The organism is Pedobacter yulinensis, from assembly GCF_003029735.1.
GTDB classification, from domain to species: domain Bacteria; phylum Bacteroidota; class Bacteroidia; order Sphingobacteriales; family Sphingobacteriaceae; genus Pedobacter; species Pedobacter yulinensis.
In genome coordinates, this window is sequence record NZ_KZ686268.1 from 1220392 (window position 1) to 1244639 (window position 24248).

Annotated in this window: 21 protein-coding genes; 13 read left to right on the top strand and 8 right to left on the bottom strand. The window is 50.5% G+C overall.

All coding sequences use genetic code 11. The features are described 5' to 3' along the window. Positions 1 to 34: 34 nt before the first annotated feature. Positions 35 to 643: a peptide-methionine (S)-S-oxide reductase MsrA gene (msrA, locus tag C7T94_RS05440; protein ID WP_204353212.1), complete on the bottom strand. Its 609-nt coding sequence runs from the start codon at positions 641 to 643 to the stop codon at positions 35 to 37. Positions 644 to 841: 198 nt separating this feature from the next. Between msrA and C7T94_RS05445 the strand changes: the two genes are divergently transcribed. Then, a complete protein-coding gene (locus tag C7T94_RS05445; protein WP_107214270.1) occupies positions 842 to 1804 on the top strand; it encodes an isopenicillin N synthase family dioxygenase in 963 nt (320 codons plus the stop codon). A 92-nt stretch (positions 1805 to 1896) separates the two neighbouring features. On the opposite strand, the gene C7T94_RS05450 is transcribed toward C7T94_RS05445, so the two are convergent. The 3 genes from C7T94_RS05450 to C7T94_RS05460 form a co-directional block, all read right to left on the bottom strand. Continuing rightward, positions 1897 to 2493 (bottom strand): peptidoglycan recognition protein family protein, encoded by a 597-nt coding sequence (locus C7T94_RS05450; protein WP_107214271.1) that lies wholly within the window; start codon positions 2491 to 2493, stop codon positions 1897 to 1899. Positions 2494 to 2660: 167 nt separating this feature from the next. After that, positions 2661 to 4469, bottom strand: coding sequence for a serine hydrolase domain-containing protein (locus C7T94_RS05455; protein ID WP_107214272.1), 1809 nt, complete (start codon positions 4467 to 4469; stop codon positions 2661 to 2663). Beyond that, the gene (locus tag C7T94_RS05460) at positions 4456 to 6084 is read right to left on the bottom strand and encodes an amidohydrolase (RefSeq protein WP_107214273.1); all 1629 of its coding nucleotides are present in this window, start codon (positions 6082 to 6084) and stop codon (positions 4456 to 4458) included. Before C7T94_RS05460 ends, C7T94_RS05455 begins: the two co-directional genes overlap by 14 nt. A gap of 273 nt (positions 6085 to 6357) precedes the next feature. Here C7T94_RS05460 and mutL point away from each other — a divergent pair, with 273 nt between their 5' ends. The 8 genes from mutL to C7T94_RS05500 all read left to right on the top strand — a co-directional run bounded on the left by mutL (position 6358) and on the right by C7T94_RS05500 (position 15492). Continuing rightward, the gene (gene mutL / locus C7T94_RS05465) at positions 6358 to 8223 is read left to right on the top strand and encodes a DNA mismatch repair endonuclease MutL (RefSeq protein ID WP_107214694.1); all 1866 of its coding nucleotides are present in this window, start codon (positions 6358 to 6360) and stop codon (positions 8221 to 8223) included. Positions 8224 to 8227: 4 nt separating this feature from the next. Beyond that, complete coding sequence (locus C7T94_RS05470) at positions 8228 to 8932, top strand: rhomboid family intramembrane serine protease (protein WP_204353213.1); 705 nt, start codon at positions 8228 to 8230, stop codon at positions 8930 to 8932. Then, positions 8925 to 9797, top strand: a complete 873-nt coding sequence (locus C7T94_RS05475; protein WP_107214274.1) for a rhomboid family protein — start codon at positions 8925 to 8927, stop codon at positions 9795 to 9797. Before C7T94_RS05470 ends, C7T94_RS05475 begins: the two co-directional genes overlap by 8 nt. Continuing rightward, positions 9794 to 10918: an endonuclease/exonuclease/phosphatase family protein gene (locus C7T94_RS05480; protein ID WP_107214275.1), complete on the top strand. Its 1125-nt coding sequence runs from the start codon at positions 9794 to 9796 to the stop codon at positions 10916 to 10918. Before C7T94_RS05475 ends, C7T94_RS05480 begins: the two co-directional genes overlap by 4 nt. Positions 10919 to 11032: 114 nt before the next feature. Beyond that, the gene (cysS, locus tag C7T94_RS05485; RefSeq protein WP_107214276.1) at positions 11033 to 12493 is read left to right on the top strand and encodes a cysteine--tRNA ligase; all 1461 of its coding nucleotides are present in this window, start codon (positions 11033 to 11035) and stop codon (positions 12491 to 12493) included. Positions 12494 to 12573: 80 nt separating this feature from the next. Continuing rightward, on the top strand, positions 12574 to 13566 hold the full coding sequence (locus tag C7T94_RS05490; RefSeq protein WP_107214277.1) for a M28 family peptidase: 993 nt from the start codon (positions 12574 to 12576) through the stop codon (positions 13564 to 13566). Between the two features lie 73 nt (positions 13567 to 13639). Further along, on the top strand, positions 13640 to 14494 hold the full coding sequence (locus tag C7T94_RS05495; protein ID WP_107214278.1) for a nuclear transport factor 2 family protein: 855 nt from the start codon (positions 13640 to 13642) through the stop codon (positions 14492 to 14494). 113 nt (positions 14495 to 14607) lie between these two features. Next, on the top strand, positions 14608 to 15492 hold the full coding sequence (locus C7T94_RS05500) for a glycerophosphodiester phosphodiesterase family protein (RefSeq protein WP_107214279.1): 885 nt from the start codon (positions 14608 to 14610) through the stop codon (positions 15490 to 15492). Positions 15493 to 15518: 26 nt separating this feature from the next. Here C7T94_RS05500 and C7T94_RS05505 read toward each other — a convergent pair whose 3' ends face one another. The 3 genes from C7T94_RS05505 to C7T94_RS05515 form a co-directional block, all read right to left on the bottom strand. Beyond that, positions 15519 to 16040: a hypothetical protein gene (locus C7T94_RS05505; RefSeq protein ID WP_107214280.1), complete on the bottom strand. Its 522-nt coding sequence runs from the start codon at positions 16038 to 16040 to the stop codon at positions 15519 to 15521. 168 nt (positions 16041 to 16208) lie between these two features. Then, on the bottom strand, positions 16209 to 17171 hold the full coding sequence (locus C7T94_RS05510; RefSeq protein WP_107214281.1) for an AAA family ATPase: 963 nt from the start codon (positions 17169 to 17171) through the stop codon (positions 16209 to 16211). Positions 17172 to 17175: 4 nt separating this feature from the next. Next, the gene (locus C7T94_RS05515) at positions 17176 to 18543 is read right to left on the bottom strand and encodes a peptidylprolyl isomerase (RefSeq protein WP_107214282.1); all 1368 of its coding nucleotides are present in this window, start codon (positions 18541 to 18543) and stop codon (positions 17176 to 17178) included. A 187-nt stretch (positions 18544 to 18730) separates the two neighbouring features. Here C7T94_RS05515 and C7T94_RS05520 point away from each other — a divergent pair, with 187 nt between their 5' ends. Together C7T94_RS05520 and rdgB are read left to right on the top strand one after the other, a co-directional pair. Next, on the top strand, positions 18731 to 19333 hold the full coding sequence (locus tag C7T94_RS05520; RefSeq protein WP_107214283.1) for a hypothetical protein: 603 nt from the start codon (positions 18731 to 18733) through the stop codon (positions 19331 to 19333). After that, positions 19333 to 19911 carry an RdgB/HAM1 family non-canonical purine NTP pyrophosphatase gene (gene rdgB / locus C7T94_RS05525; protein ID WP_107214284.1) on the top strand — a complete coding sequence of 193 codons (579 nt, stop codon included), beginning with the start codon at positions 19333 to 19335 and terminating at the stop codon, positions 19909 to 19911. Before C7T94_RS05520 ends, rdgB begins: the two co-directional genes overlap by 1 nt. 55 nt (positions 19912 to 19966) lie before the next feature. On the opposite strand, the gene C7T94_RS05530 is transcribed toward rdgB, so the two are convergent. Beyond that, positions 19967 to 22321, bottom strand: coding sequence for an OstA-like protein (locus C7T94_RS05530; protein ID WP_107214285.1), 2355 nt, complete (start codon positions 22319 to 22321; stop codon positions 19967 to 19969). Between the two features lie 52 nt (positions 22322 to 22373). Between C7T94_RS05530 and tilS the strand changes: the two genes are divergently transcribed. After that, positions 22374 to 23714, top strand: coding sequence for a tRNA lysidine(34) synthetase TilS (tilS, locus tag C7T94_RS05535; protein ID WP_107214286.1), 1341 nt, complete (start codon positions 22374 to 22376; stop codon positions 23712 to 23714). Then, on the top strand, positions 23704 to 24204 hold the full coding sequence (locus tag C7T94_RS05540; protein ID WP_107214287.1) for a hypothetical protein: 501 nt from the start codon (positions 23704 to 23706) through the stop codon (positions 24202 to 24204). The genes tilS and C7T94_RS05540 overlap by 11 nt, the downstream gene beginning before the upstream one ends. Positions 24205 to 24248 lie beyond the last annotated feature (44 nt).

Consider the following 24248-nt stretch of genomic DNA (forward strand, 5'->3'; position numbering starts at 1 on the left):
AGCAAAAAGCCTCCGCATCATACGGAGGCTTTCTTTATGCTTTCTTTTTTAGTTTAGCCTTGAAGATCTTCTCGAGTTTCTCCAGTTTTGGCTGGATTACTGCCCGGCAGTATGGCTTTTGTGCATTCAGGTTATAGTAATTCTGGTGGTAGGCCTCCGCCACATAAAAAGGCTTGGCCGGAGTAATCTCAGTGACCACCTTTTTGCCATAAGCATTACTCTTATTTAGCTCGGCCTTGTATTTTTCTGCTACCGCCTTTTGCGACGCATTGTGATAAAAAATAACAGAGCGATACTGCGTGCCCACATCTGCACCCTGGCGGTTTAAGGTAGTCGGATCATGGCTTTTCCAGAATACCTCCAGCAGCTCGTCGTAAGAAATTTTAGCCGGGTCAAAGCTAATTTCAGTCACTTCGGCATGTCCGGTCGTACCCGTGCAAACCTCCTCATAGGTGGGGTTTGCCATAGTGCCGCCTTCATAACCCGAGCGCACCGTTGCCACACCTTCCAGCCGCTGAAACAATGCTTCTGTACACCAGAAACAGCCCATGCCAAAAGTTGCTTTTTCTAGCTTTGTTTTTTGGGCCTGCGCGTTGGCTGCCCCCAGCAGCATGGCCAGTAAGATCACGATCTTGTTCATCATTTTTATTTGGAATTACGACAAAATAAAACACTTGGTTTTTATTACAGACATAATGAGGGCTTTATGACAATGCCATGTGATTGCTTTGGGATGTGGAGAAAGTAAGTTCTTGTTTATCAAATGGATGTTTTGTAATTTGTTCATTCAAGCAGGGTTGTTAACATTCCTTGCTATTTTTGTTCAACAAAACCAATGCATATGTCTGCACCCTATATTCCCTGTCTTGACCTCGGCTCGTACGTAAACGGATCTGAAGAAGACAGGAAAAAATTTTCCGATGAGCTTGGCCGCGCTTTTAATGATTCCGGTTTCGTGACCATCACAAATCATGGCCTTAGCCAGGAACTGATCGATCAGCTGTATGAAAACATTCAGGCGGTTTTTGCCCTGCCGATGGAGATCAAACAAAAGTATGAAAAACCTGAACTGGCCGGCCAGCGGGGCTATACCAGTCCGGGGAAGGAAACGGCAAAGGGCGCTAAGACACCAGACCTCAAAGAGTTCTGGCAAATCGGGCAGGAGGTGACCGACGGAGATCCTGTAAAGTCAGAATATCCTGACAACGAAGTGCTTGAAGAACTGCCAGACTTTAATAAGGTAACCAGGGCAGTCTACACTAAGCTTGAAGAAAACGGAATTGAGCTGCTCCGGGCTATTGCTACTTACCTGGGCCTGCCGATCAACTACTTTGACGCGCATGTGCACAATGGCAACTCGATCTTACGCGGTATCCATTATTTTCCCATCGAAGATCCCGACAGCCTGCCCGCCGATGCCGTACGTGCGGGGGCACATGAAGACATCAATCTCATTACACTGCTAATCGGTGCAAGCGCTGACGGGCTTGAAGTTCTCACCATGGGCAATGAATGGCTGCCCATCAAGGCCCACCATACAGATATCGTCGTTAACGTGGGCGATATGGTGCAGCGCCTGACCAACAACAAACTGAAGTCGACAACCCATCGCGTGGTGAATCCGCCCCGCGAACTGATGAAAACCTCACGCTTTTCCGTTCCCTTCTTTTTACATCCAAAGAGCAACATGGATCTAACAAGCCTTGAATCGTGTATTGACGGGCTGCACCCCAAATTGTATGAGGATATGACCGCGGGGCAATATCTCGACGAACGGTTGCGGGAGATCGGATTGAAAAAATAATTTAATTGTTTATTTATTTTTTTTAACTTAAAGTTGGTAACTTTATAAAAGTTACCAACTTTGCAGGACTCGTGATAGCTTTCATCACGATGTTATTTTTCCAGGGCTTTTACGCGTTTCGCGATCGATCCGTCTGCAAAATATTTATACAGGTTTTTGCCGGGGCAGGTCGTCTTGCTTGAGTGATCACGGTGCGTACCCAGGCTATCTGCCGGGATGTTGTATTTTGCATTGCACTGTGCAATCAGCGCCACAAGTGCATCCAGCTGGCGCTGTGGTACTTCCTGTTTCTCGAAATTTCCAAGGCAGCTGATCAGCAAATGGCCTGATGGATCATATTCTGTTGCCGTTTCCCCAGCCGTGAACACATCGCGCCCTTCGTACACCCGCCCGTCGGGGCCAATAAAAAAGTGGTACGGCACATCGGCCCAATTCCGATCCTTGCCCATTCCCCAGGTCTGTATGTTCTTGATAAACTGAGCAACGTTTTTACTGCTGTCAATCAATGTTCCTTCGTGGTGTACGGTGATGCGCACAGGACGGTTGCTTTTATATGGTTTCGCCGGCGCAGCCTGCCATTCGCTGCGGCTTACCGTCTTTAGTTCTGCAGCAGGTTTTCTTTTTTGCACGCTGCAGCCATTGGCCAGGTTGGCGGTCAGGAGCATGATGAGGATGCCAATTCGTTTCATTTTTTAACTAGTTAGGTCAGACTTATATTAAAGAGAGCAGGACTGCGGCCTCGAAAGTGGCAGCCCTGCTCTTTAACTGTATGCGCTTTTGCTGGCATAGCCGTCCGGCCGAATGGGCCTGGTGCAGGTAATGTGGTTCCTGCTGCCCTCAACTCAGCCAGCTAATGTTATTTTATCGCTTTTAGCAGTACATCCTGTATGCGGCCCCTGATTCGCATGTTGATGAGTTTGTCGGTCACAGTCGGGTTTACACGGTTTGAAAGGAACACATAAACCAGGCCTTTTGCCGGGTCTACCCAGACACAGGTGCCCGTGTACCCAGTATGCCCATAAGTTTGCGGGGAAGACAGCTCTGACGGGTAATTCTTTGTCTGGTCCGGGTCCCAACGGTCAAAACCAAGACCCCGCCTGCTCACGTCAGACTGTTTCTGCGTAAACATGTCGACCGTTTCAGGCTTAAAATATCGCGTGCCGCCATAACTGCCGCGATTCAACAGCATCTGGTAAATGATGGCCAGATCGTTTGCCGAAGAGAAAAGTCCGGCGTGGCCGGAAACGCCTCCCACCAGGCCGGCGCCCTGGTCGTGTACATAACCCTGCAACAAGGTTTTCCTGAAATAGGTGTCGTTTTCTGTGGGTACGATCTTTTCGCGCGCAAAGCGGTTGCGAGGCAGGAACCCGGCGGTTTGCATACCGAGCGGGGTGTAGAAATTCTCCTGCGTATACTGATCAAGCGGTTGTTCGGCCAGGTGCTCGACAATGTCTTTCATGACATACATGCTGATATCGCTGTACACATATTTGCCCCGTGTTTTGATTGGCGAGTTCAGCATCTTTGGCCACATGTAATCCCGGAAAAAGCCTTTCCTGATGTAATAGTTATCGGCAACCTTGGTAGGATATAAAGCAGACGAATCGCTGCTGTAATCGCCGGCTTTAATTGCATTGTGGAACGGGATATACGGAATGAAGCCAGCCTGATGAAGCATCACCTCACGCACCGGAATGGCATTCATCGGCGTGGCCCTTGCCCGTGGAATATACGCGCCGATATTTGTATCTAGGTTCAGTTTGCCTTGCTCAACAAGCCGCATGACGCTTGGTGTCGTGGCTGTTACTTTGGTTACCGAGGCCAGGTCGAAGATATCGGTTACCCGGTCGGGAACATTGGTGTCATAGGTATGTGTGCCGTATGCTTTATTGAAGATCACCTGTCCGTCTTTTACGGCCAGCACGACCATTCCGGGAGCGGCACGCTGGGCAATGGCTTCGGCAGCGATGTTATCGATTTCCCGCAGGCTGTTGGAATTGATACCAACGGCTTCCGGAACCGTATAAGACAACCTGATTTTTTCTGTGCTAAAGCCGGAACCTGCAGTGTACCGGGCAGAAAATCCGGTTTTAAGGCGCTGGGTGGCAGGCATGCCGCCAAAAATAAGCTGCGGTACCACACTGGCAGCCTCGGAATTGTTCATGGGGCTCCAGATGAGCGGCGCCCGGAAATTATCGAACGCGGCCAGTGCGCGGCCATTGCCGCCGAAAAGCGCAACAATCACTTTTTTTGTCTGGCTGAGATTCTGAATAAAGTTCAGGTATTTGCCGGTCGTTGCCAGGCTGTCGTTCAGGCTTACTACAACCGTCTGGTAAAACTTAAGATCGTCTTCCAGCGTGTTTAGATTTGCAGAATCCCGGTACAGATCGGCACTGAATGCATCTACCTTTGCGTACTTGTTCATCAGGCTGTCGAATGTCTGGCGGTGCGCAAACATCAGGCTTACCGAAGCAATCCTGTTGTCTTTAAGTACAACGATCGGTACAGTCTTGGAATCATTGTTCAGCAAAACGGTAGCGCTGCTGATGCGTTTCATCTCTGCAAACCGTTTTTCATTTTTGCTGTGGTCCTGCGCACAGGCGCCGGCAGCGATGGTGCAGGCAAGGCCAAGGCCCAGGAGGGCAGCCAGGTTACTTTTTCTCATATACTTTTTCTCCGTTCAAATAGGTTTTCAATACCTTAATGTTCAACAGCTTTTCCTGCGGGACTTTCAGAATATCCTGATCCAGTATCACGAAATCTGCCAGTTTTCCGGGTTCAAGGCTGCCTTTCTCTTTTTCTTCAAAGTTCGCTTTCGCGGCCCATATGGTCATGCCGCGTAAGGCTTCCTCGCGGCTCAGCCCGTTTTCGGTCTGGAAACCATTGGCCGGGAATCCTGATGCGTCCCTGCGTGCGGTTGCGGCATAAAATGTAAGCATGGGATCGATTTGTTCTACCGGAAAGTCGGTGCCAAGCGGGATCCAGCCGTTCTGTTTCAGCAATTGTTTGTAAGCATAAGCGCCTTTAACACGCTCCGGACCCAGGCGGTCGGCTGCCCAGTACATATCTGACGTGGCATGCGTTGGCTGTACCGAAGGCACAATGCCGGCCGCGCCAAAACGGCTAAAATCTGCCGGATTAACCACCTGTGCATGCTCAATTCGCCATCGCTTGTCATTCTTCCCCTTTAGTACCTCGCTGTAAATTTTGAGTATCGTGCGGTTAGCAGAGTCGCCGATCGCGTGCGTACACATCTGGAAGCCGCTGTTGGCAAGCTTTCCTGCAATGCGCCGAAAATGCTGTTGTTCGCTTAAAAGAAATCCTTTTTTGCCCGGACTGTCATGATAGTCGGCCAGCAGCGCCGCGCCGCGCGAGCCGAGTGCGCCATCTGCATACACTTTAAACGAACGAACGTTTAGCCGGGGCGTTTTGATGATTCCCCGCTTAAAAAGGTAGTCGTAATTTTCAGGCTTATCTGACAGCATTACATACATGCGCATTTTCAGTGCGCCTTTTTTATGTAAGGCCTCGATCAGTTCGGTTGCCTGGTAGTCCAGTCCGCAGTCATCGATGGTTGTCAGGCCGGCTGCGAAGCAATTCTTTTCGGCCGTGGACAGTATTTTCTGCCATTGGGCTGCATCAGGTTCGGGAACTTTGGCGGCAACCAGGCCAACAGCATTATCTATGAGGAGGCCGGTGAGCTGTCCATTGCGGCTTATAATTTCTCCACCAATCAGTTTGCGCGCATCATTGATGCCGGCTGCCGCCAGCGCGGCCTGGTTGGCAATGGCTGCATGGCCATCTATACGCTCAAGCAGGACCGGGCGTTTGGGAAACAGGCTGTCAAGCGCTGCCTTGTCAGGAAACTGCTTGTCAGGCCAGTCGTTTTGGTCCCAACCGCCTCCCGTTAACCAGCCTTCAGGATTTGATTTTGCAAAATCCACCAGCCGGTCGCAGACTTCCTTCCAGCTTTTGGTTCCGCGCAGGTCTGCTGTATACAGGCTTTTTCCATAACCAAAGAAATGCGCATGTGCATCGATGAAACCTGGATATATAGTTTTTCCGCCAGCATCGAGCTGTTCCGTCGCATCGTATTTTTTTCGCAGCGCTTCAGCGCTGCCTACGGCCAGTATTTTACCGTCGCGTACGGCCATGGCGCCGGCTGTATCAAAACGTTCATTAACCGTATAAATGCGGGCATTGTAAACAAGCAGATCGGCGCGTTCTCCTGCACAGGAACAAAGCATACAGAGCAGCGCGCCCCAGGCAAATAATTTCATGGCTTAAATATAGAAAATGTAATGTGTTTTAAATCTCTGCGCTGCGTAACAGAAACAAAACAAAAGCTTATTAAGCGTTTCCTGGCTGCGTATGCTGCAGGCGTACCTATCACATTGCGTGTGAGTCTTTTCGGCTCCAGTCTTTCCGGATCCCGTCCCCGCCGGCGGCCCGAAAACGGCATGCGGCGATATTTTGACCTGCACCTGCAGCGGCGCCTGCCCGGCAATTGCCCGATTTTGCTTAAATTAGCCGGGTATATTTTGATCCGACACATGACAGACGTGATACATTTACTGCCGGATGCCGTGGCCAACCAGATTGCCGCCGGCGAGGTCATTCAGCGACCGGCATCAGCGGTGAAAGAGCTGTTGGAAAACTCGATCGATGCAGGGGCAGATAAAATCCAGCTGATCGTTAAAGATGCCGGCAAGGCGCTTATTCAAACCATTGATAATGGCTGCGGAATGAGCGTTACAGATGCCCGCATGTGTTTTGAACGCCATGCCACTTCCAAGGTGAAGAAAGCCGAAGACCTTTTTGCCATTCGCACCATGGGTTTCCGGGGCGAGGCCATGGCCTCGATCGCTGCCATTGCTCAGGTTGAGATGAAGACGCGCCGTCATGAAGATGAGATCGGCACCTGCATCAGCATTGAAGGAGCCGAAGTGATTAACCAGGAGCCGGTTGCCGTTGCTGCCGGCACGCAGATCGCCATTAAAAACCTGTTTTTTAATACACCGGCAAGGCGCAACTTTCTAAAGAGCAACCCGGTCGAAATGCGCCATATCATCGACGAGTTTCAACGCGTGGCCATGGCACATCCGCAGGTCTTCTTCAGCCTGCACCACGACGGGCAGGAGGTCTTTCATTTGCCGAAAGGCACCCTGAAACAGCGCATTGTACACCTGTTTGGCAGTAACTACAATGAACGGCTCGTGCCGGTAGAGGAAGAAACGACCATCATCAACATCAAGGGTTTCATTGGGAAGCCGCAGTTTGCAAAAAAAACCCGTGGCGAGCAGTTTTTTTTCGTGAACAACCGGTTCATAAAAGATGGTTACCTGAACCACGCGGTAGCTTCGGCTTTTGACGAACTGCTGCCAGACGACAGTTTCCCGATGTATGTACTTTTTATTGAAATTGATCCCGCCAAGATCGACGTAAACGTTCATCCTACGAAAACCGAGATCAAGTACCTTGATGAGAAATCGATCTATGCCATCTTGAAATCGGCGGTAAAGCGGTCAATAGGCCGGTATAACATATCGCCAACCCTTGATTTTAACCAGGAAACGGGTTTCAGTGGCATGATTACGCCAAAAGCGCCCGAAGATATTATTCCGCCAAGTATCAGCTTCAACCCCGAGTTCAATCCTTTCAACACTGGCGAAGACGGGAAACCTGCCGGCGGCAATGGGTACACGCGCAGCGGGGGTTCTTATCAGCCGGTAGCAAGCACCAAAAACTGGGGTTCGCTATACGAGATCAGCCGGCAGCCTTTTCAGGAACAGGGAGAACTGCATCCTGAACAGGACTCCAGCCAATCTGAAGCGCTTGCGCATCCGCAGCCGAAACAACTCATGCAGGTACATAACCGTTATATCGTTTCGCAGATCAAATCAGGCATCATGCTGATAGACCAGCAGGCAGCACATGAGCGCATTTTGTATGAGCGGTTCCTGCTGCACCTGGAAGACCGGAAAGGTGCGTCGCAGCAGAGCCTTTTTCCGCAGACCATTACGCTCAGTGCGCAAGACTATGAGCTGGTCAAAAACCTGCTCGATGATATCAAGAGCCTTGGTTTCGAGGTCAGGGAATTTGGTAAAAATACACTGGTGGTAGAAGGGATACCGGTCGACCTGGGCAGTACAAACATAAATGAGATCCAGCTGTTTGAACAGTTGATTGAAGGCTTCAAAAATTCCCAGCAGGAGCTAAAACTGGACAAACGCGACCGGCTTGCGCGAAGCCTTGCCCGCAACAGCGCCATTAAAAGCGGGGTGCCTTTGGGGCAGGAAGAAATGAATACGCTCATTAATCAGCTGTTTGCCTGCGAAACGCCTAACTTCAGCATCAGCGGGAAACCGGTAATTCAGACGATCGGCCTGGCCGAACTCGATAAAAAATTTGACAAGTAAGCACATGAACAACATTTATATTCCCCCTGTAGTTAAAAACCTGCTGATCATTAATGTGCTGTTTTTCCTGGTCACCTACGTCTTCAACGGGTTGCTGTCTGACCAGGTTGTTAACACCCTGCCGGTCTATTATTTCGGCTCGCCATTTTTTAAGGGCTGGCAGCCTGTAACCTATATGTTCATGCATGGAGGTTGGGCACACATCTTTTTTAACATGTTTGCTTTATACTCTTTCGGCAGCCTGCTCGAAAGCCGCTGGGGTGCCAAACGTTTCCTGATCTTTTACCTGGTAACCGGGCTGGGGGCCCTTGGCTTGCAATGGGCTGTACAGGCCTTTGAAATGTACCAGGCTACCGGCCAGCTGGTGCCATCGCTGGATCTGTTGCGTACACTCGATATTGCAGATGCCCAGAAGGCAGTGGAGATTTACCAGAGCCCAATGGTGGGGGCATCAGGTGCTATTTTCGGCCTCCTCATTGCCTTTGGTATGCTGTATCCGAATGCCGAATTGTATGTTTTTTTAATTCCTGTACCCGTTAAAGCAAAATATCTCGTTCCTGTATATATACTGATCGAGCTTTCGCTCGGGCTGGCCCGTGTTCAAGGCGATTCGGTCGCGCATTTTGCCCACCTGGGCGGGGCGCTGATCGGCTTTATCCTGATTAAGCTGTGGAAAGACAACAATAACTTTTACAATTACTATGAGTAATACATTGTTCAGGGATCTCAGATTCAAGGTTTTCCAGTCGGGCAACCCCCTGTTCCTTTATATCGGCGTAAACGCGCTGATCTTTGTTGCAGCGGCCTTGCTGAATATGCTTTTCGTTATCTCAGGGCAGGGCCCGGTGATCGACCGGCTGGTTGCGACTTACCTGGCGCTCCCTGCTCCGTTTTCCCTCTTTCCGCAGCGGTTCTACACCCTGATCACGAGCATGTTCGTGCATGCAGGTTTTTTTCATGTCCTGTTTAACATGCTGTGGCTCTATTGGATGGGTCGTATTTTTCTTGATTTTTTAAATAACCGGCAGTTTCATTTCGTATACTGGGCCGGCGGAATAGCCGGCGGTATCTTGTTCCTGCTGGCTTTTAATTTCATTCCCTTTTTTGCGTCAAATACAGAACTGGCCATCCTGCTTGGCGCTTCGGGCGCTGTGATGGCCATTGTAGTTGCAACGGCGACACTCGTTCCCGATTTTACGATCCGCCTGCTTTTTTTCGGCGATGTGAAATTAAAATATCTGGCTCTCGTTTACATTGTACTGGACCTGATCGGTATCGCATCGGCAAATGCGGGGGGGAGTATTGCCCACCTCGGCGGAGCGCTGCTTGGTTTTCTTTATATTAAAAGCCTTAAAAGCGGAAATGACTGGAGCCGGCTTTTTAAACGGAAACCAAAACTGCGTGTGGTGAAGAACAGCCAGCCGAAAACGGCTGCAGCAGCGCAGGCCAGGCACGCCGAACGGGTCAGGCAGGAAGAGATTGACGCGATTCTCGACAAGATCCTCAAGTCAGGTTACGACAAACTCAGCAAAGAAGAAAAAGACACGCTTTTTAAAGCGGGAAAACAGCAATGAAAAAAAGAAAACGGCTTAGTTTTTTAGATAAATGTGTTTTGCTGGTCGCGCTTATCATGGCGGTTGCGCTCGTGCTTGGTTTTTCTGCTGGCTCGTTTGATCCCAGAAAACATGGTCTGATCGCTTTCTTCGGGCTGGCCTATCCCTATATTCTCTTCGTTAACGTAGTGTTGATTGCGTGGTGGGTTATCCGGGCCAAATGGTTCCTTGCCCTGGCAACCCTCGCACTGATCTTTACCGGCTGGACGACCCTGCATGCCACTTTTAGTTTCTCGGGGAATACCGGACAATCCGCAAAGGCAGACAGCAGTTACCTGCGACTGCTGACTTACAATGTTCATAATTTCAAGGTATACGGAGGCGAGACCGACCGGGAAATCAAAGAAAAAATGTTCCGCACGGTGATCGCCGAAGCTCCCGATGTCGTTTGTTTCCAGGAATTTTATAGCCGAAATAAAGGTCCTTACAACAATGTCGATACGCTGAAACGGCGGCTGGGTATGCGCCATTTCTATTTCGACGCTTCAATGAAAAATGAATATGAGTCGATCGGCCTGGCCATATTTTCAAAATACCCCATTCGCAACCGCGGCACCATCCTTTTTGATCCGGCCAACCGTGGCAATGAAAGCATTTTTGCCGATCTCCAGGTCGGCAAAAGAGTATTGCGCGTCTACAACGTCCATTTACAGTCGATCGGGTTCGATAAAGACGACTATGACTACATGGACCGGATGACCCACAAGATCGGTACAGAACTGAAACCTTCAAAAAAGATCCTGATTCGCCTGCGCAATGCTTTCAGGAAACGCAGTGAGCAGGTTGATGTAATCAAAGCCAATATGGCGCAGTGCCGCACGCCCTTTGTTATCGCTGGCGATTTCAACGATACGCCGGCATCTTACGCCGTTACCGAGCTCACCCGGTCACTCAATAATGCATTTGCCGTACAGGGCAAGGGATTCGGAAAGACCTATAACGGGAAGTTCCCGAATTTCCAGATTGACTACATAGCCTGCAGCAAAGCGCTTGATGTAAAAACCTACCGGATTATCGAAGCCAGATTATCTGACCATTTTCCGGTACGCAGCGACCTGCAATTCAGACCAGACAGCGAGTAAGTTTTATGCGACAACCCGAACCGGATTTTGTGCCGGCGGGGCCGGTATGTTCACGCAGTTGTCAACAGCTAAAAAACCGCTTAGATCGTTGCTTCATAATCTTATATTTGCTGCATGATTACAGGTATACAGGTGTACAACACGCTGACACGCAAGAAAGAAATTTTTGAGCCCGTAAATGCGCCCCATGTGGGTATGTATGTTTGCGGTCCTACCGTTTACAACGATGTACACCTGGGCAATTGCCGCACCTTCATTTCCTTCGATGTTATTTTTCGCTACCTGCGTTATGCAGGCTATAAAGTACGTTATGTCAGGAACATTACCGATGCCGGGCATTTAGAGGGCGACAGGGACGAGGGCGATGACAAATTTGCCAAACGCGCCAAGCTTGAACAACTCGAGCCTATGGAGATCGTGCAAAAGTACACACTCGGTTTCCGGGATGTGATGCGTGTGTTCAATACCCTGCCGCCAAGCATTGAGCCTACTGCCACCGGGCACATCATTGAACAGATCGAAATGATCAAGGTGATCCTGGCCAACGGTTTCGCCTACGAAGTGAACGGAACGGTATACTTTGATGTTGAAAAGTACAGTCAAACGTACAACTATACAATTCTGACCAACCGGAACCTCGATGACATGCTGGCCAACACACGCGAACTGGGCGGGCAGGACGAGAAACGCGGCCGGCTGGATTTTGCGCTTTGGATCAAGGCCAAGCCAGAAACACTGATGAAATGGGTATCGCCCTGGGGCCTCGGTTTTCCGGGCTGGCACATTGAATGCTCGGCGATGAGCGCCAAATACCTGGGTGATACCTTTGATATACATGGCGGTGGAATGGACCTTGCCGCTACGCACCATACCAACGAAATTGCACAGTCAGAAGCCTGTAGCCACCAGCAGCCGGCAAAGTACTGGATGCACACAAATATGCTGACCGTAAACGGGGCCCGCATGTCTAAATCGGCGGGCAACGGCTTCCTTCCGCACGAGCTGTTTACCGGAACACATCCCCTGCTTAAAAAAGGGTACAGTCCCATGACGGTCAAGTTCTTTATGCTTCAGGCACATTACCGGAGCACGCTCGATTTTAGCAATGAGGCCCTTGAAGCTTCAGAAAAAGGATACCGGCGGCTCATGAATGCCCTGGCGCTGCTGCACAAAATCCAGGCTTCAAATGCGACCGACTTTCAGATCCTGCCGCTGCGCGAGCGCTGCCTGCAGGCCATGAACGATGATTTCAACACACCGGTCGTCATTGCTGAGCTTTTTGAAGGCGTACGCATTATCAATACGCTTTACGATGGTAAAGGAAAGATCGACGCGCAGAACCTGGACCAGTTGAAACAATTGATGCAAGACTTTGTTGTTGACGTTTTCGGGCTTCAGGAAGAGGAGCAGGGTGACAGCGGCTTCAAAGAGGTACTCGATATGGTGATCAACCTGCGTCGCGAGGCCAAAGAAAATAAAGACTATGCAACGTCTGATAAGATCAGGATCGGCCTGCAGCAGATGGGCATCCAGCTAAAAGACAGCAAAGAAGGTACAACCTGGAGCCGCAATTAAGGCCATACCGAATTGTAAAAAGAAACGTTAATGCTGAAACGGTGCCTCAGGCGGCACGTTTACACCGAATGCAATAAACAATGAGAAAAATTACCGGGTTGTTACCCATTTTCGTGCTCCTGGCCCTGGCCGCATGCAACAATGAACCCAGGCAGTCAGAAGAGACCACCGGCGACAAGCAGGAAGTAAAGCTGGTATCGCCGGCTTTCGATGCAGACAGCGCTTATGCATTTGCAAAGGCCCAGGTCGATTTCGGGCCCCGGATACCCTCTACGAGTGCCCACGCAGCCTGTGCAGCTTATCTTCAGCGCAAACTGCAAGACTTTGGGGCTGAAGTGCGCGTGCAGACCGCTGCGGTGAAAACCTACGATGGGAAAAGCCACCAGTTGAAAAATATCCTGGCTTCTTTTAACAAAGAGCGCAAAGCGCGCGTGCTGGTTACGGCGCATTGGGATGCAAGACCGTTTTCTGATCAGGATCCTGACAGCAGCATGCGCAACAAACCGTTCGACGCCGCAAACGATGGCGCTAGCGGCGTAGCTGTCATTCTTGAAATGGCCAGACAGATCCAGCAAAAGCAGCCGAATGTCGGGGTCGATTTTATCTTGTGGGACCTTGAAGATTATGGCGACGCCAATGACAGTTCGCCAGAAGAGCTGACCTGGTGCCTCGGTTCGCAGTACTGGGCCAAGAGCGAACTGGCCAAACAGAATAAACCTTTGTATGGTATCAACCTGGATATGGTTGGCGGCGGCAATGCCCAATTTACACAAGATGAAGTATCGCGCCAGTATGCCGCAGATGTGGTAAAAAAGGTATGGGACATCGGCAATGAGATCGGTTATTCCTCCTATTTTGTTTACATGACGTCAGGCAGGCTCATCGACGACCATGCATGGGTCAATAAAGCCGGTATCCCATGTATCGACATTATTCACTATTCTGATAATGCAGGGTTTTATATGAACTGGCATACCCAGCTTGATAACCTGGCCAACCTGGACCGGAATACCTTAAAGGCCGTAGGGCAAACCGTTCTCGAAACGATTTACAGGGAACAGCCTGCACCTTAAATGTCTACTTGTTAATTACTTTTAAATCAAGCCTGTCTTCAACAGATTATATTCGCATAACAATTACCCATATATGAGATCAATACTATCCACCTGCCTGGCACTTGCCATTTCTGCAGGAGCTTTTGCACAGCGCGCCGACGGAACGACCAGGTCACTGGTAAAAGCCGAAAATGAATACGCTGCAGCAGCAGCCAAAAACGGCCTTAAAGCTGCTACAGATGAATATGCCTCGGCTACCGGGCTTGTGTTCAGGCCTAACCCGGTTAATGCCAGGACTTATAATTCCGGCGCAGCCGATATTCAGGGTATGACCTGGGAGCCCGTTTTTGCCCGGGTTTCACGCAGCGGCGACTGGGGGGTAACAACCGGCGAGTACAGCATCGGAACCAGCGATAAAAAATACGGTTCTTACCTGTCTGTCTGGAAGGCTGAAAACGACCGCTGGAAAGTAGCGCTCGATATCGGTACCGAACACAACAAACCACTTGCGAAACCTGCAGCGCGTTTTGTGGAACCAAAAGACCATTACAAACCAAAGTTTGCGAATGCCAAAGAGATCAAGGCTGGTAAAGACATTATCCTGACTACCGAAAAGACCCTGAACACCATGCTTAAGACCTATGGCGTGGCTGCATTTGCCGGTTTCTCGAATGCTGACGCCCGCCTGCTTTTCCCCGGGAACGAGCCGATCGTAGGGAAGGAGAAAATTCTGCAATTCATGAACGGCATGGTCAGCAAGATTAACCTTAAAACAACCGAAGCCGACAAGGCTGCCGGCGGAGACCTGGCTTACACGTATGGCCTGGCTACTGTTGATTACAAGACAGACCTTCGGGAGGCTTTCAATTATGTATTTGTCTGGGAACGCCAGAGCGACCACACCTGGAACATCATTGCGCAGGTCTTCGTTTCGGCAGAACGTTAGACCAGCGAGAAGATCAAGAACCTGCAGCGTGCTGCAGGTTTTTTTTTGCCCGGCCGCCTGGTAACGTTACCAGGGCAGGCAGGATTTTTGTTCTTTTATCTGAAACCAACTGAATGAATAGATACCTACTTCCATTTGTCTTTTTCCTGCTCGCCGCGCCCGGCGCCGGCGCCCAAAAGCGAAGTTTTGATGTGCAGGGTAAAGCCGGTGCAAGGGGATTGGCCCCTGAAAACACCATTCCCGGTATGCTGACGGCTCTCGATCTGGGTGTCAGTACGCTCGAGATGGACGCCGTGATTACCCGAGATAAAAAGGTAGTGCTCTCGCAGGAACCGTATTTTAATCATGAGATATCGCTTAGCCCAAAGGGAAAGCCGATCAGCCTGAAAGATCAGAAGCAGTACAATATCTACAAAATGGACTACGAGGAGGTGAAGACCTTCGATGTGGGAAGTAAAGTGCATCCGCGGTTTCCCGGGCAGCGCAAGATGAAAGCGATTAAACCGCTGCTTGAAGATGTGATCGACGCGGTTGAAACACACATCAAAACCAACCGGCTGGCGAAAGTGGATTATAGCATTGAAACGAAACTGATCCCCAAAGGCGATGGTGAATTTCAACCTGATCCAGCTGAGTTCGTTGAACTGATCATGGAGGTGGTGAACCGGAAAAAGATTGCCAGGCGAGTCATTATCCAGTCGTTCGATATGCGTACGCTTCAATACCTGCACGAAAAATATCCAAAGGTCCGCACCTCGCTGCTAATCGACGAAAAGGAACCGTTCGACAATTACATTAGTCAGCTGGGTTTTAAACCGACCATATACAGTCCGTATTCGCTGCTGGTGGGCAAAGGACTTGTTGACCGCTGCCATGAGGCGGGTGTAAAGATCATTCCCTGGACCATCAATTCGCTGAAAGAACTGCGGTACCTCCGGGACCTGGGGGTTGATGGGGTCATTACCGATTATCCGAACCTCATCAAGCAGCTGAATTAGCGATAAAGGCCTGGCACGCGGGCGTCTTATTCTTCCAACCGGTAAACGAAGGGTGCATCACGCTTCATTTTGCTGTTCAGCGTTTTCAGCTGTTCAAGCATTTCTTTTTCCTGCTCGGGTTCATGTGCATGCAGCAGCGCCCTGTTCAGAAGTTCACGGGCTTCATTGTACTCGCGGCGCAGATCAGCGCTTCGGGCAAGTTCTTTGCAGAGCTGATAACGATCTGTACCCGCTACCCGCAGGCCTTTTTCGCCCAGTGTCCGGGCCAGTTTGTGCTTCCCGAGTTCATTGCATAACTTCAGGTAGGGCAGATAGACGTCGGGAAAATCCGGATCAATCTGTTCGCACTGCTGGTAGTGATAACCAGCGGCACGCAGGTCCCGGAACTGTTCGTGCTGCAGCCTTGCCATCTGAAAATGTGCCCGGGCATATGCCGGTTCAGCGGCAAGTATCTCGTTTAGCAGGCGGAAAGCCTTAGGCAGCTCTCCGCAGTATAGTTCTTCCAGTACCTGGAGGTATTTCTCGTCGACAGATAATAACGTGTCCATTGATATGAGATTGTACGGCCATCGGCCGATAATGGTAAATAAGTTCGTGGCGGTTGTTTGCTGCAGAGATCAGTCTTATCCGGAAAATTGCCTTCAACCGAAACCCGACAGACTGTTTATTGCCCGCAGATCATAAACAGCCACACTTGTGTCTGCCAGGATTGAACGCTAGAAAAGCCCCCGAATGATTTTTTCGACCGACAGGCCCTCGGCCTCCGCACGATAGTTCCTCACAATGCGATGCCGCAAAATGGCCTCGGCCACCGCCTGTACATCTTCTATATCGGGCGCATATTTGCCTGAAAGTACGGCATGCGTTTTGGCGCCCAGTACCAGGAATTGCGAAGCCCTGGGACCAGCGCCCCAGCTGATGTATTTGTTTACGGCTTCCGTAGCCAGTTCTGTCTGGGGCCGGGTTTTTGAAGCCAGTTTTACAGCGTACTGCAGAACATGGTCGGTAACAGGCACCTCACGGATCAGCGACTGGAAATACTGGATCTGTTCCATGCCCATAACCTTGCTCAGCGACACCTGCCGTTGACTTGTGGTATTGCGAACAATATGCAGCTCTTCTTCGAGTGATGGATAACCGAGCTGAATGTTGAACATGAAGCGATCCAGCTGCGCTTCTGGCAGGGGATATGTTCCTTCCTGCTCAATGGGATTCTGGGTGGCCAGCACAAAAAACGGCTTTGGCAGTGCATGTGTCAGACCAGCTGCAGTAACCGCCTTTTCCTGCATGGCTTCAAGCAGGGCCGCCTGTGTTTTGGGCGGTGTGCGGTTAATTTCGTCGGCCAGGATGATGTTCGAAAATACAGGACCTTTTACAAATTTGAATTGCCGGTCTTCGCCAAGAATTTCAGAGCCGATGATGTCGCTTGGCATCAGGTCTGGCGTAAACTGAATTCGGTTAAAACCGAGATCGAGTACGCTGGCAACAGTTTGCACAAGCAGGGTTTTGGCCAGCCCGGGAACGCCGACAAGCAGGCAGTGCCCGTTGCTGAAAATGGCGATCAGCACCGATTTGACTACATCGTCCTGACCTACGACAACCTTGGCTACTTCGGCCCTGATCTGTTTATAAGCTGTTTGCAGCGCATGTACTGCCTCGACCTCGTCTTTGTATTGCATCAGGCTATTTTGATTCTTTCTGGTCCTGATTTTTTGCCCAGATTTTCAGCTGTTCGCAGGTTGCAAACTCGGGGTCTATTTTGATGTATGTGCTTTCGCGGCGTTTCTCGAACCATTCGCTCAGTGTGCGGTTTACCTTATCGGTTTGGGCAGCCTCCCTGATTTTAGGGTAATCCTGTTCCAGGTTCGCCTTGTGCGGTGGAATTTTTGATTTCAGCGTAAGGATGCGGTATCCGGTTTTGCCATCCTGTCCGGTAAATTCGGTGGGACGCGACAGGCCGCCAACTTTCATGGTATCAATGACAACAAAGACGTTCGGATCCAGTTTGTCTACCGGGATAAAGGTTGTACGGGAAGATACTTCGTCTGAGTGCAGGATCATGCCGCCGGTATATTTGGTCTCATCGTTGTTCGAGTACAGCGAAGCGGCAGTCGAAAACGGTATCTTGTCGGTTTTGATGTTCTGGTAAATGCTGTCTGCATGTAACTTCAGGCGCTGCATGCTTTCAGGTGTGTTTTTCGGAATAACCAGGATGTGGCGTGCGTGAACCTGCTCACCACGGCGCTCAATAACCTGCAGAAAGTGGTAACCGTACTGCGTTTCAAAAACCGGCGAGATGTCGCCGGCTTTCAGCTTAAATGCCCAGGCCGTAAATTCCTTTGCCATGGTTGAACGGTCAAAAAATCCAAGGTCACCGCCGTCGGCAGCCGATCCCGGGTCTTCTGAATACGTTTTGGCCAGAAAGGCAAAGTCTTCGCCGCTTTTAATGCGCAAACGCATGGCTTCTGCCTTGTCGTAGTATTTCTGTTTTTCTTCTTTGGTCAGCTTGGGGTATAAAACGATTTCGCCCACTTCGACCTCTGTATTGAACTGTGGAACGCTGTCGCCGAGCGATTGAAAATATTTCTTTACCTCGAGCGGGGTTACGTTTACATCTTTGGTAATCTGTCCCTGCATTTTGTTCGAAATAAGGGCTTCTTTTACATCGGGTCTGATCTCGTCCTTGTACTGCAGCACAGAGCGGTTCAGCATTTGCTCGAGGCGTTCCTGGCCACCTGCGCGCCTGATGCTGTAACGCATGCGGCGGTCTACTTCGTCGTCAATCTGGCCCTCATCTACCATGACCGAGTCGATCTCGGCCTGCTGCTTCAAAAGTTTTTGTGTAAGTAACTGCTGCAAAAAGTAACATTTTACTTCCGGGTTTGCCGGATTGCCCTGTGCCAGGTATTGTGTGTATTGCTGATCAAGATCGGAAGCCAGGATAATGTTGTTACCTACAATGGCAGCAACCTTATCTATCGCTTTTTTTTGAGCCTTCGCACTGATCGCCAGGCAGAGCACAAAAGGCACCGCCACAAGAATTCTCTTCATTCTGATTGATTTCAATTTTAATATCCCGCAAATTTACAACTAATTCTGCAACTGACAGATGAACATTTTTGAATCTGCCCGGCACAGGGTATGAAGGGTGTTTCGGGAACATAAAAGTAAGAATATCGGGTTGCTATTGGAGATATTTAACTAATTTTAACAGAAAATCTGCTGCCGCAATAAACACATGGACACCCAGACAAGTACCGATCCCGCAACCCTTTCGCTGTTTTTTACCGAAGAGATTTTCCTGGTCGAGGAGCCCACGTTAGTGGTGCCGCTGCAAAGCGTTGGGGCGCACCGGGAACCGGATCTGCAGGTCGCAAAGCCAGAGTTCGTAGTGCCGCAGGCGGAGGCAAAGGTTGTTATCGCGCCGGATACAGCCGCAAAACCAGCCCGGAGTTTTTCTTTTGTCGGAAAAAATGCACGCAACGTGGTCATCCTGGTAAACGATGAAACGCATGAAATAGGCAGCGAAGCCGGCAGGGAACTGCTGCGCAAGATCGTGAAATCGGTAAACCTTTCCGGAAATGACTTTGCCCTGCTCAACCATGCCCGGAATGCCGGTGCTACCTTCAACGAATATACCGCCTTTTTCCCGGGCTGTCATTTTATCATTTTCGGCGTTCCGGCATCCAGCCTGGGCCTGGGCGACTTTCCATTGCACCGGTCTGCCGAGCTGGGCGGTCAGACCGTTGTGCTTACAGCCGGCCTCGATGCACTGAATGCAGACGCGATGGCGAAAAAGGAGCTTTGGGGCACGCTTCAAAAACTCAATTTCCCTGCCTGATGAAACAAAAGCTTGTTTTTGCAACCAACAACGACCATAAAGCCGCCGAAGTACGCGCCTATCTTGGCGACGCGTACGAGGTGCTTAACCTGAAAGACATTGGCTGTACCACCGATATTCCCGAAACCGGAACCAGTTTCAATGAGAACGCCTTGCTGAAAAGCAAGTTCGTAAAAGATAATTTCGGGGTTGATTGTTTTTCTGATGACAGCGGACTGGAAGTTGCCGCTCTAAACGAGGAACCGGGCGTCTTTTCAGCACGGTATGCCGGTGGTGGCGGTGACGCCGCGAATATGGCGCTGCTGCTGAAAAATATGGAAGGCATTGCCGACCGCAGGGCGCAGTTCCGTACGGTTATCTGTCTCATACAAGGATCAGAAACCTATTATTTCGAAGGTTTTGCAACGGGGACCATCAGAACCGCGCCATCGGGAAGCAAAGGTTTTGGATATGACCCGGTTTTTCAGCCGGAAGGCTACGACTGCACTTTTGCTGAAATGGCGACTGAACAAAAGAACGCGATTAGCCACCGGGCAAAGGCCATGGCCAAACTGATCGCTTTTCTGCAGGGGCAGTAGCCGGTATGTTCTCTGGCAGTTGCACAACGCATGGCGCAGGCAGCTGCAGCGGTACTTAATTATTTCTTTTTGCAGCGCTGTCTGCCTGTTTTTTCAGTGTGCTTCCCGGGCGGACAATCGGCGGCTCAGTTCTGCCGGTTGTATCAGGAATGAGGTTTGGCAGCTTTCGTACCGGCGCAGCGGTCGTGTCTTGCAGTGTGGCCGGGCGTGGCCTGGTACCTGTGCCGCTTGCCGGCGCAGCTGTTGCAGGCGTTGTAACACCCGGTTGCCGGGCCGGTTTGCCGGCAGTGCCTGGTTTTGCCTGGGTTTGGGCGCGGGCTCCAGGTTTTTTCGCCGCCGCCGCTTTACTTGTCTTTTTCTTTGGCGCCCTGATGGCATCGAGCTTTGATTTAGGCCGGTCTTCAGGTTTCCAGATAAATCCTTTTAAAAAAGATTCTTTGGGGGCTTCTTCTACAGGATAAAGTACACCCTCGGGCTTTTTGATGTTGACGATCTTCTCGATCTCGTTATCTGCGAAAGAAATTTTCAGCCGGCTGCCTACCGTCTGGTTCATTTCCTTGTAAAGTTTCGTGCTGTCGTCCTGCGTGAAGTAAATACTTTCTGCATTGCCGTCAACGAAAAGCGTGTTGAGTTTGCCTTTGCTGAAGAAACCGGTTAATATTTTTCCCTTGATCTGGTTAAACCGCAGGGAATCTGGCGGGGTATTAACCAGGAATGCCGACTGGATAACCTGTACAGAATTAACCTTTTTATTGACAAACTGGATATGAATGGTATCGCCGGTTTGCTGCGATCCCTGCGACCAGAGTATGGGGTTCTGGTAACAGCGAAGTGTGGAGTCTGCGCTGGTATAAAAAAGTGAGTCGGCCTTGGCCTGCATATCGCTTTTGTATACCCTTACATTGTGGTAGGCGTTGATCACCCGTGTGCGCATAGTATCCAGCGGCGTAACCGGAGCTTGCTTTTTGGGCTGTGCGGCCGCATTAGCGGCAGATTGGGTCACCGTTCGGGCCGCCCGGCCTGCTTTTCTGATCTCGGCACGCGTAAGGCCATTTGGTTTTGATGCGACAGAATCGGCACGGGCCTTTGCTGCTGTTCTGACCAGGCTGTCTGCCGCCTTGCTGCGCAGCAGGCTGTCTGCCGCTGCTTTTAACTTCACTGAATCTGTTGCCAGGGCGGCTGGGCTCGCCACTTCCGGCCTCGCTCCTGCAGGTTCGCCCGCTTTTTCGGCCCGGCGCTTTCGGCGCCGCTCTGCCGGCGTTTCTTTTTTCGGGGAAGAAGTTTTTGCCTGCTCAACCGAAGGAGCGGTTGCTGGTGCGCTGGCTTTTTCACCCGGTGCTGACATCGGAGGCCTTACAGCAGCCGTGCTGTCACTTTGTGACTCGGCACCGCCGCGCTCTTCGAAATCCAGTTCATTGTTTGCCTTTACGGATATCTTTGGTAATAATTTGAGCGTTTTCTGAAGCACCATCTGTGTTTCCAGGGTATCAGCGCCCATCCAGAGGCTGTCGAGGGTCATCTTCTTGCCAACCTTGACAGAATCTGATGTTTCTATGCCGAAATACGCATTTTTGGTAACGAGCGTGCGTTCAGTTTTTTTAAAATACTCCCCAACCTCACCGCGCAGCAGGGTTTTGTCTGTTGTGTCCCGGAAAAAGATATTCCCAACCGCCTTGCCATATCCGGCTTTTCCGTCCCAGGTCAGGCTGTCGCCCTTAAGCGACTTGCTGCCGTTTTTATACAGGTTCCTTTTTCCAAAAAAAGCTTTTTCAGAAAGCGTATTGTAGAGTCCGTTTTCAGTGTACAAATTATCGTCCTTGCCCTTGATATTTGTCGGGCCATAAAAATAGGTCCATTTGCTTTGCGTATTGTACCGCATCGTATCTGAAGTAATCGTACTCTGCGGCGTTTTGACCAGGACATTGTAGCGAAAATACGAGTCATTGGTGTTGGCAAAGTAATAGCCATTGCGGCTGGTCACCGTTACGTCCTTGTTTACGATTTTCCCGCCGTTGGTGTATGTGCCGATTTTACTCACCATGTTGTAATCGAGCACATTGGTGGTCAGTACCGATTCCCGCTGCACCAGGCGTACATTATTGGTCAGGTGTGCCTGTTTTTTGTTTCCGTCGTAATGAAGCTGGTCAGAAAAGATATTAACGGTGTCGGCCTGATTAATGTGAACATTTCCAAAGGCTTCGAAGACATTTTTTTTCTGGTAAAAATGTGCGCTGTCTGCAGTCAGAATAGCATTGTCCTGTCTGAACGTAGGTTTGCCCAACCTGACCAGGTCCTGTGCAGGCACGCCATTGATAATGGTATAACTGGTTAGCTGTATGGGCGATTTGCTCTGCGCAAGGAGAATTCCTGGCAACAAGATCAGGCAGAGCAGAAAAGGCAACTTTTTCACGTTACAAAGTTAGTTGTTTGCGGAGCCATTTTAAATTAAATATTTTTGACACATGCTTCCGCTCAGCGCGTTCCGTAAGTTTATTGCCGATAAGCAGCTTTTCAGCCCCGAAGAGCGTGTGCTGCTTGCAGTAAGCGGCGGGCGTGATTCGGTTCTCATGGCCCGGCTGTTCCACGCAGCAGGGTATAACTTTTCGATCATACACTGCAATTTCGGCCTGCGGGGGGCTGAGTCTGAACGGGATGAGGCCTTTGTTTGCCGGCTGGCAGCCGAGCTTGGTGTTCCATTTTTAAGCAGGAAGTTCGATACACGCGCTTATGCCAAAGAAAAGCAGCTTTCTATCCAGATGGCTGCCCGCGAACTCAGGTACCAATGGTTCGAGGAACAGCGTGTTGAGGGCGGTTTTGCCTGTATTGCGCTTGCACAACACCAGACAGACCTGGTCGAAACGGTGCTCATTAACCAGTTACGTGGTACCGGTATTAGCGGCATGCACGGCATCCGGTCAAAAAACGGAAAGCTGATCCGCCCGCTGTTGTTCTTAACTGCTGCAGGCATACACGAAATTGCGCGAAGCTGCGGCATGGGCTGGGTAGAAGACAGCTCGAATGCCAGCACCGATTATCAGCGCAACAAGATCCGTCAAGAAGTGCTGCCAGTGTTGCGCCAGATCAATCCCTCGCTCGAAGCAACCTTTAGCGACAACGCGGCGCGGATGGAACAGGCAGAGCGGTTGCTCGGCAATACGGTCGCGGCGTTACGCAAGTCGTTTATTCATGACGGCCCCCTACAAAAATTGCCCCTGGAACTGGTTAGAAGCCTCGACCCGCAAGAGCTGCTTTTGTTCGAACTGCTGAGGCCTTTCGGCTTTCATGCAGAAGCTGTGACGCGCATCATCAGCGTACTGGATGCGCCGAGTGGCCGGCAATTCTTCAGCTCCGGCCACCGCCTGATCAAGGACCGTAACCACCTGGTCATTGAACCGGTTCAGATAGCCGGAACAACAACATGGATCCTGCAGCCTGACGATGAGGCCGTTATCGCCACCGGTTGGACGGTCAGCCAGCATGCAGGCCTTCCCGGACAGCCACCCGACGAACAGCATGTTGCCTGGTGCGACCGCGATAAACTTGTGTACCCGCTTACGCTGCGGTTCTGGCAGCAGGGCGATCGTTTTCGGCCGCTGGGTATGAAAGGATTCAAAAAGGTCAGCGATTTTTTTGTAGACCGGAAACTCAGTCTTGCCGAGAAAGAAAGGGTACCTTTGCTGGTAAACGGCAACGGAGACATTGTCTGGGTTGCAGGCATGCGCCTGGACGACCGCTACAAAGTGGGCCCAGGCACAGAAAAAGTTATTATATTCGAATTTAAAATTAATCCAGTTGGAAGGTAAATACGCATATCTCGAGAAACAATACATCGGCAGGGACTACATCCGCATCTGTATCAGGCTGGTCATGGCAGCATTCTGTTTTGCCGCTTATGTTTACGAGCGCGACCGCGATCGCACAAAAGACCTGTTCCTGGTTGTTGGTTTCGGCATCATCGGCGTGTCCATAATTTTACTGTTCCTGATCCAGTACAAAATCATTGTTCACAACAGGAGCGTTATTCTCGATGGCCTCTGGACAGCAAAAAAGGTAAAGATCGACCTGGCAGGAATTGTAGATGTTCGTAAAGACAGTTACAGCACTTATCTCTTCAATAACCCTGTTTACAACCTTCACCGCAAAGGCAGCATCCGTTTTTACGCCTCAGGCAAAGATGCCGTTGTGCTGACAGACCGGGACGGCCTGGAATACTACATTGGCACGCAACGCCCGAACGAGCTTTACCTTGTGATCAGGGAAGAAATGAACAGCCCCGAAACCGGGCTCAAATAATTGCAATCGCTTAACACAATATTCGCCGAAAGCCTTTTTATTTG

Coding starts and splice junctions, on each gene's coding strand:
- msrA (WP_204353212.1), bottom strand. CDS start 643: ATGATGAACAAGATCGTGATCTTACTGGCCATGCTGCTGGGGGCAGCC.
- C7T94_RS05445 (WP_107214270.1), top strand. CDS start 842: ATGTCTGCACCCTATATTCCCTGTCTTGACCTCGGCTCGTACGTAAAC.
- C7T94_RS05450 (WP_107214271.1), bottom strand. CDS start 2,493: ATGAAACGAATTGGCATCCTCATCATGCTCCTGACCGCCAACCTGGCC.
- C7T94_RS05455 (WP_107214272.1), bottom strand. CDS start 4,469: ATGAGAAAAAGTAACCTGGCTGCCCTCCTGGGCCTTGGCCTTGCCTGC.
- C7T94_RS05460 (WP_107214273.1), bottom strand. CDS start 6,084: ATGAAATTATTTGCCTGGGGCGCGCTGCTCTGTATGCTTTGTTCCTGT.
- mutL (WP_107214694.1), top strand. CDS start 6,358: ATGACAGACGTGATACATTTACTGCCGGATGCCGTGGCCAACCAGATT.
- C7T94_RS05470 (WP_204353213.1), top strand. CDS start 8,228: ATGAACAACATTTATATTCCCCCTGTAGTTAAAAACCTGCTGATCATT.
- C7T94_RS05475 (WP_107214274.1), top strand. CDS start 8,925: ATGAGTAATACATTGTTCAGGGATCTCAGATTCAAGGTTTTCCAGTCG.
- C7T94_RS05480 (WP_107214275.1), top strand. CDS start 9,794: ATGAAAAAAAGAAAACGGCTTAGTTTTTTAGATAAATGTGTTTTGCTG.
- cysS (WP_107214276.1), top strand. CDS start 11,033: ATGATTACAGGTATACAGGTGTACAACACGCTGACACGCAAGAAAGAA.
- C7T94_RS05490 (WP_107214277.1), top strand. CDS start 12,574: ATGAGAAAAATTACCGGGTTGTTACCCATTTTCGTGCTCCTGGCCCTG.
- C7T94_RS05495 (WP_107214278.1), top strand. CDS start 13,640: ATGAGATCAATACTATCCACCTGCCTGGCACTTGCCATTTCTGCAGGA.
- C7T94_RS05500 (WP_107214279.1), top strand. CDS start 14,608: ATGAATAGATACCTACTTCCATTTGTCTTTTTCCTGCTCGCCGCGCCC.
- C7T94_RS05505 (WP_107214280.1), bottom strand. CDS start 16,040: ATGGACACGTTATTATCTGTCGACGAGAAATACCTCCAGGTACTGGAA.
- C7T94_RS05510 (WP_107214281.1), bottom strand. CDS start 17,171: ATGCAATACAAAGACGAGGTCGAGGCAGTACATGCGCTGCAAACAGCT.
- C7T94_RS05515 (WP_107214282.1), bottom strand. CDS start 18,543: ATGAAGAGAATTCTTGTGGCGGTGCCTTTTGTGCTCTGCCTGGCGATC.
- C7T94_RS05520 (WP_107214283.1), top strand. CDS start 18,731: ATGGACACCCAGACAAGTACCGATCCCGCAACCCTTTCGCTGTTTTTT.
- rdgB (WP_107214284.1), top strand. CDS start 19,333: ATGAAACAAAAGCTTGTTTTTGCAACCAACAACGACCATAAAGCCGCC.
- tilS (WP_107214286.1), top strand. CDS start 22,374: ATGCTTCCGCTCAGCGCGTTCCGTAAGTTTATTGCCGATAAGCAGCTT.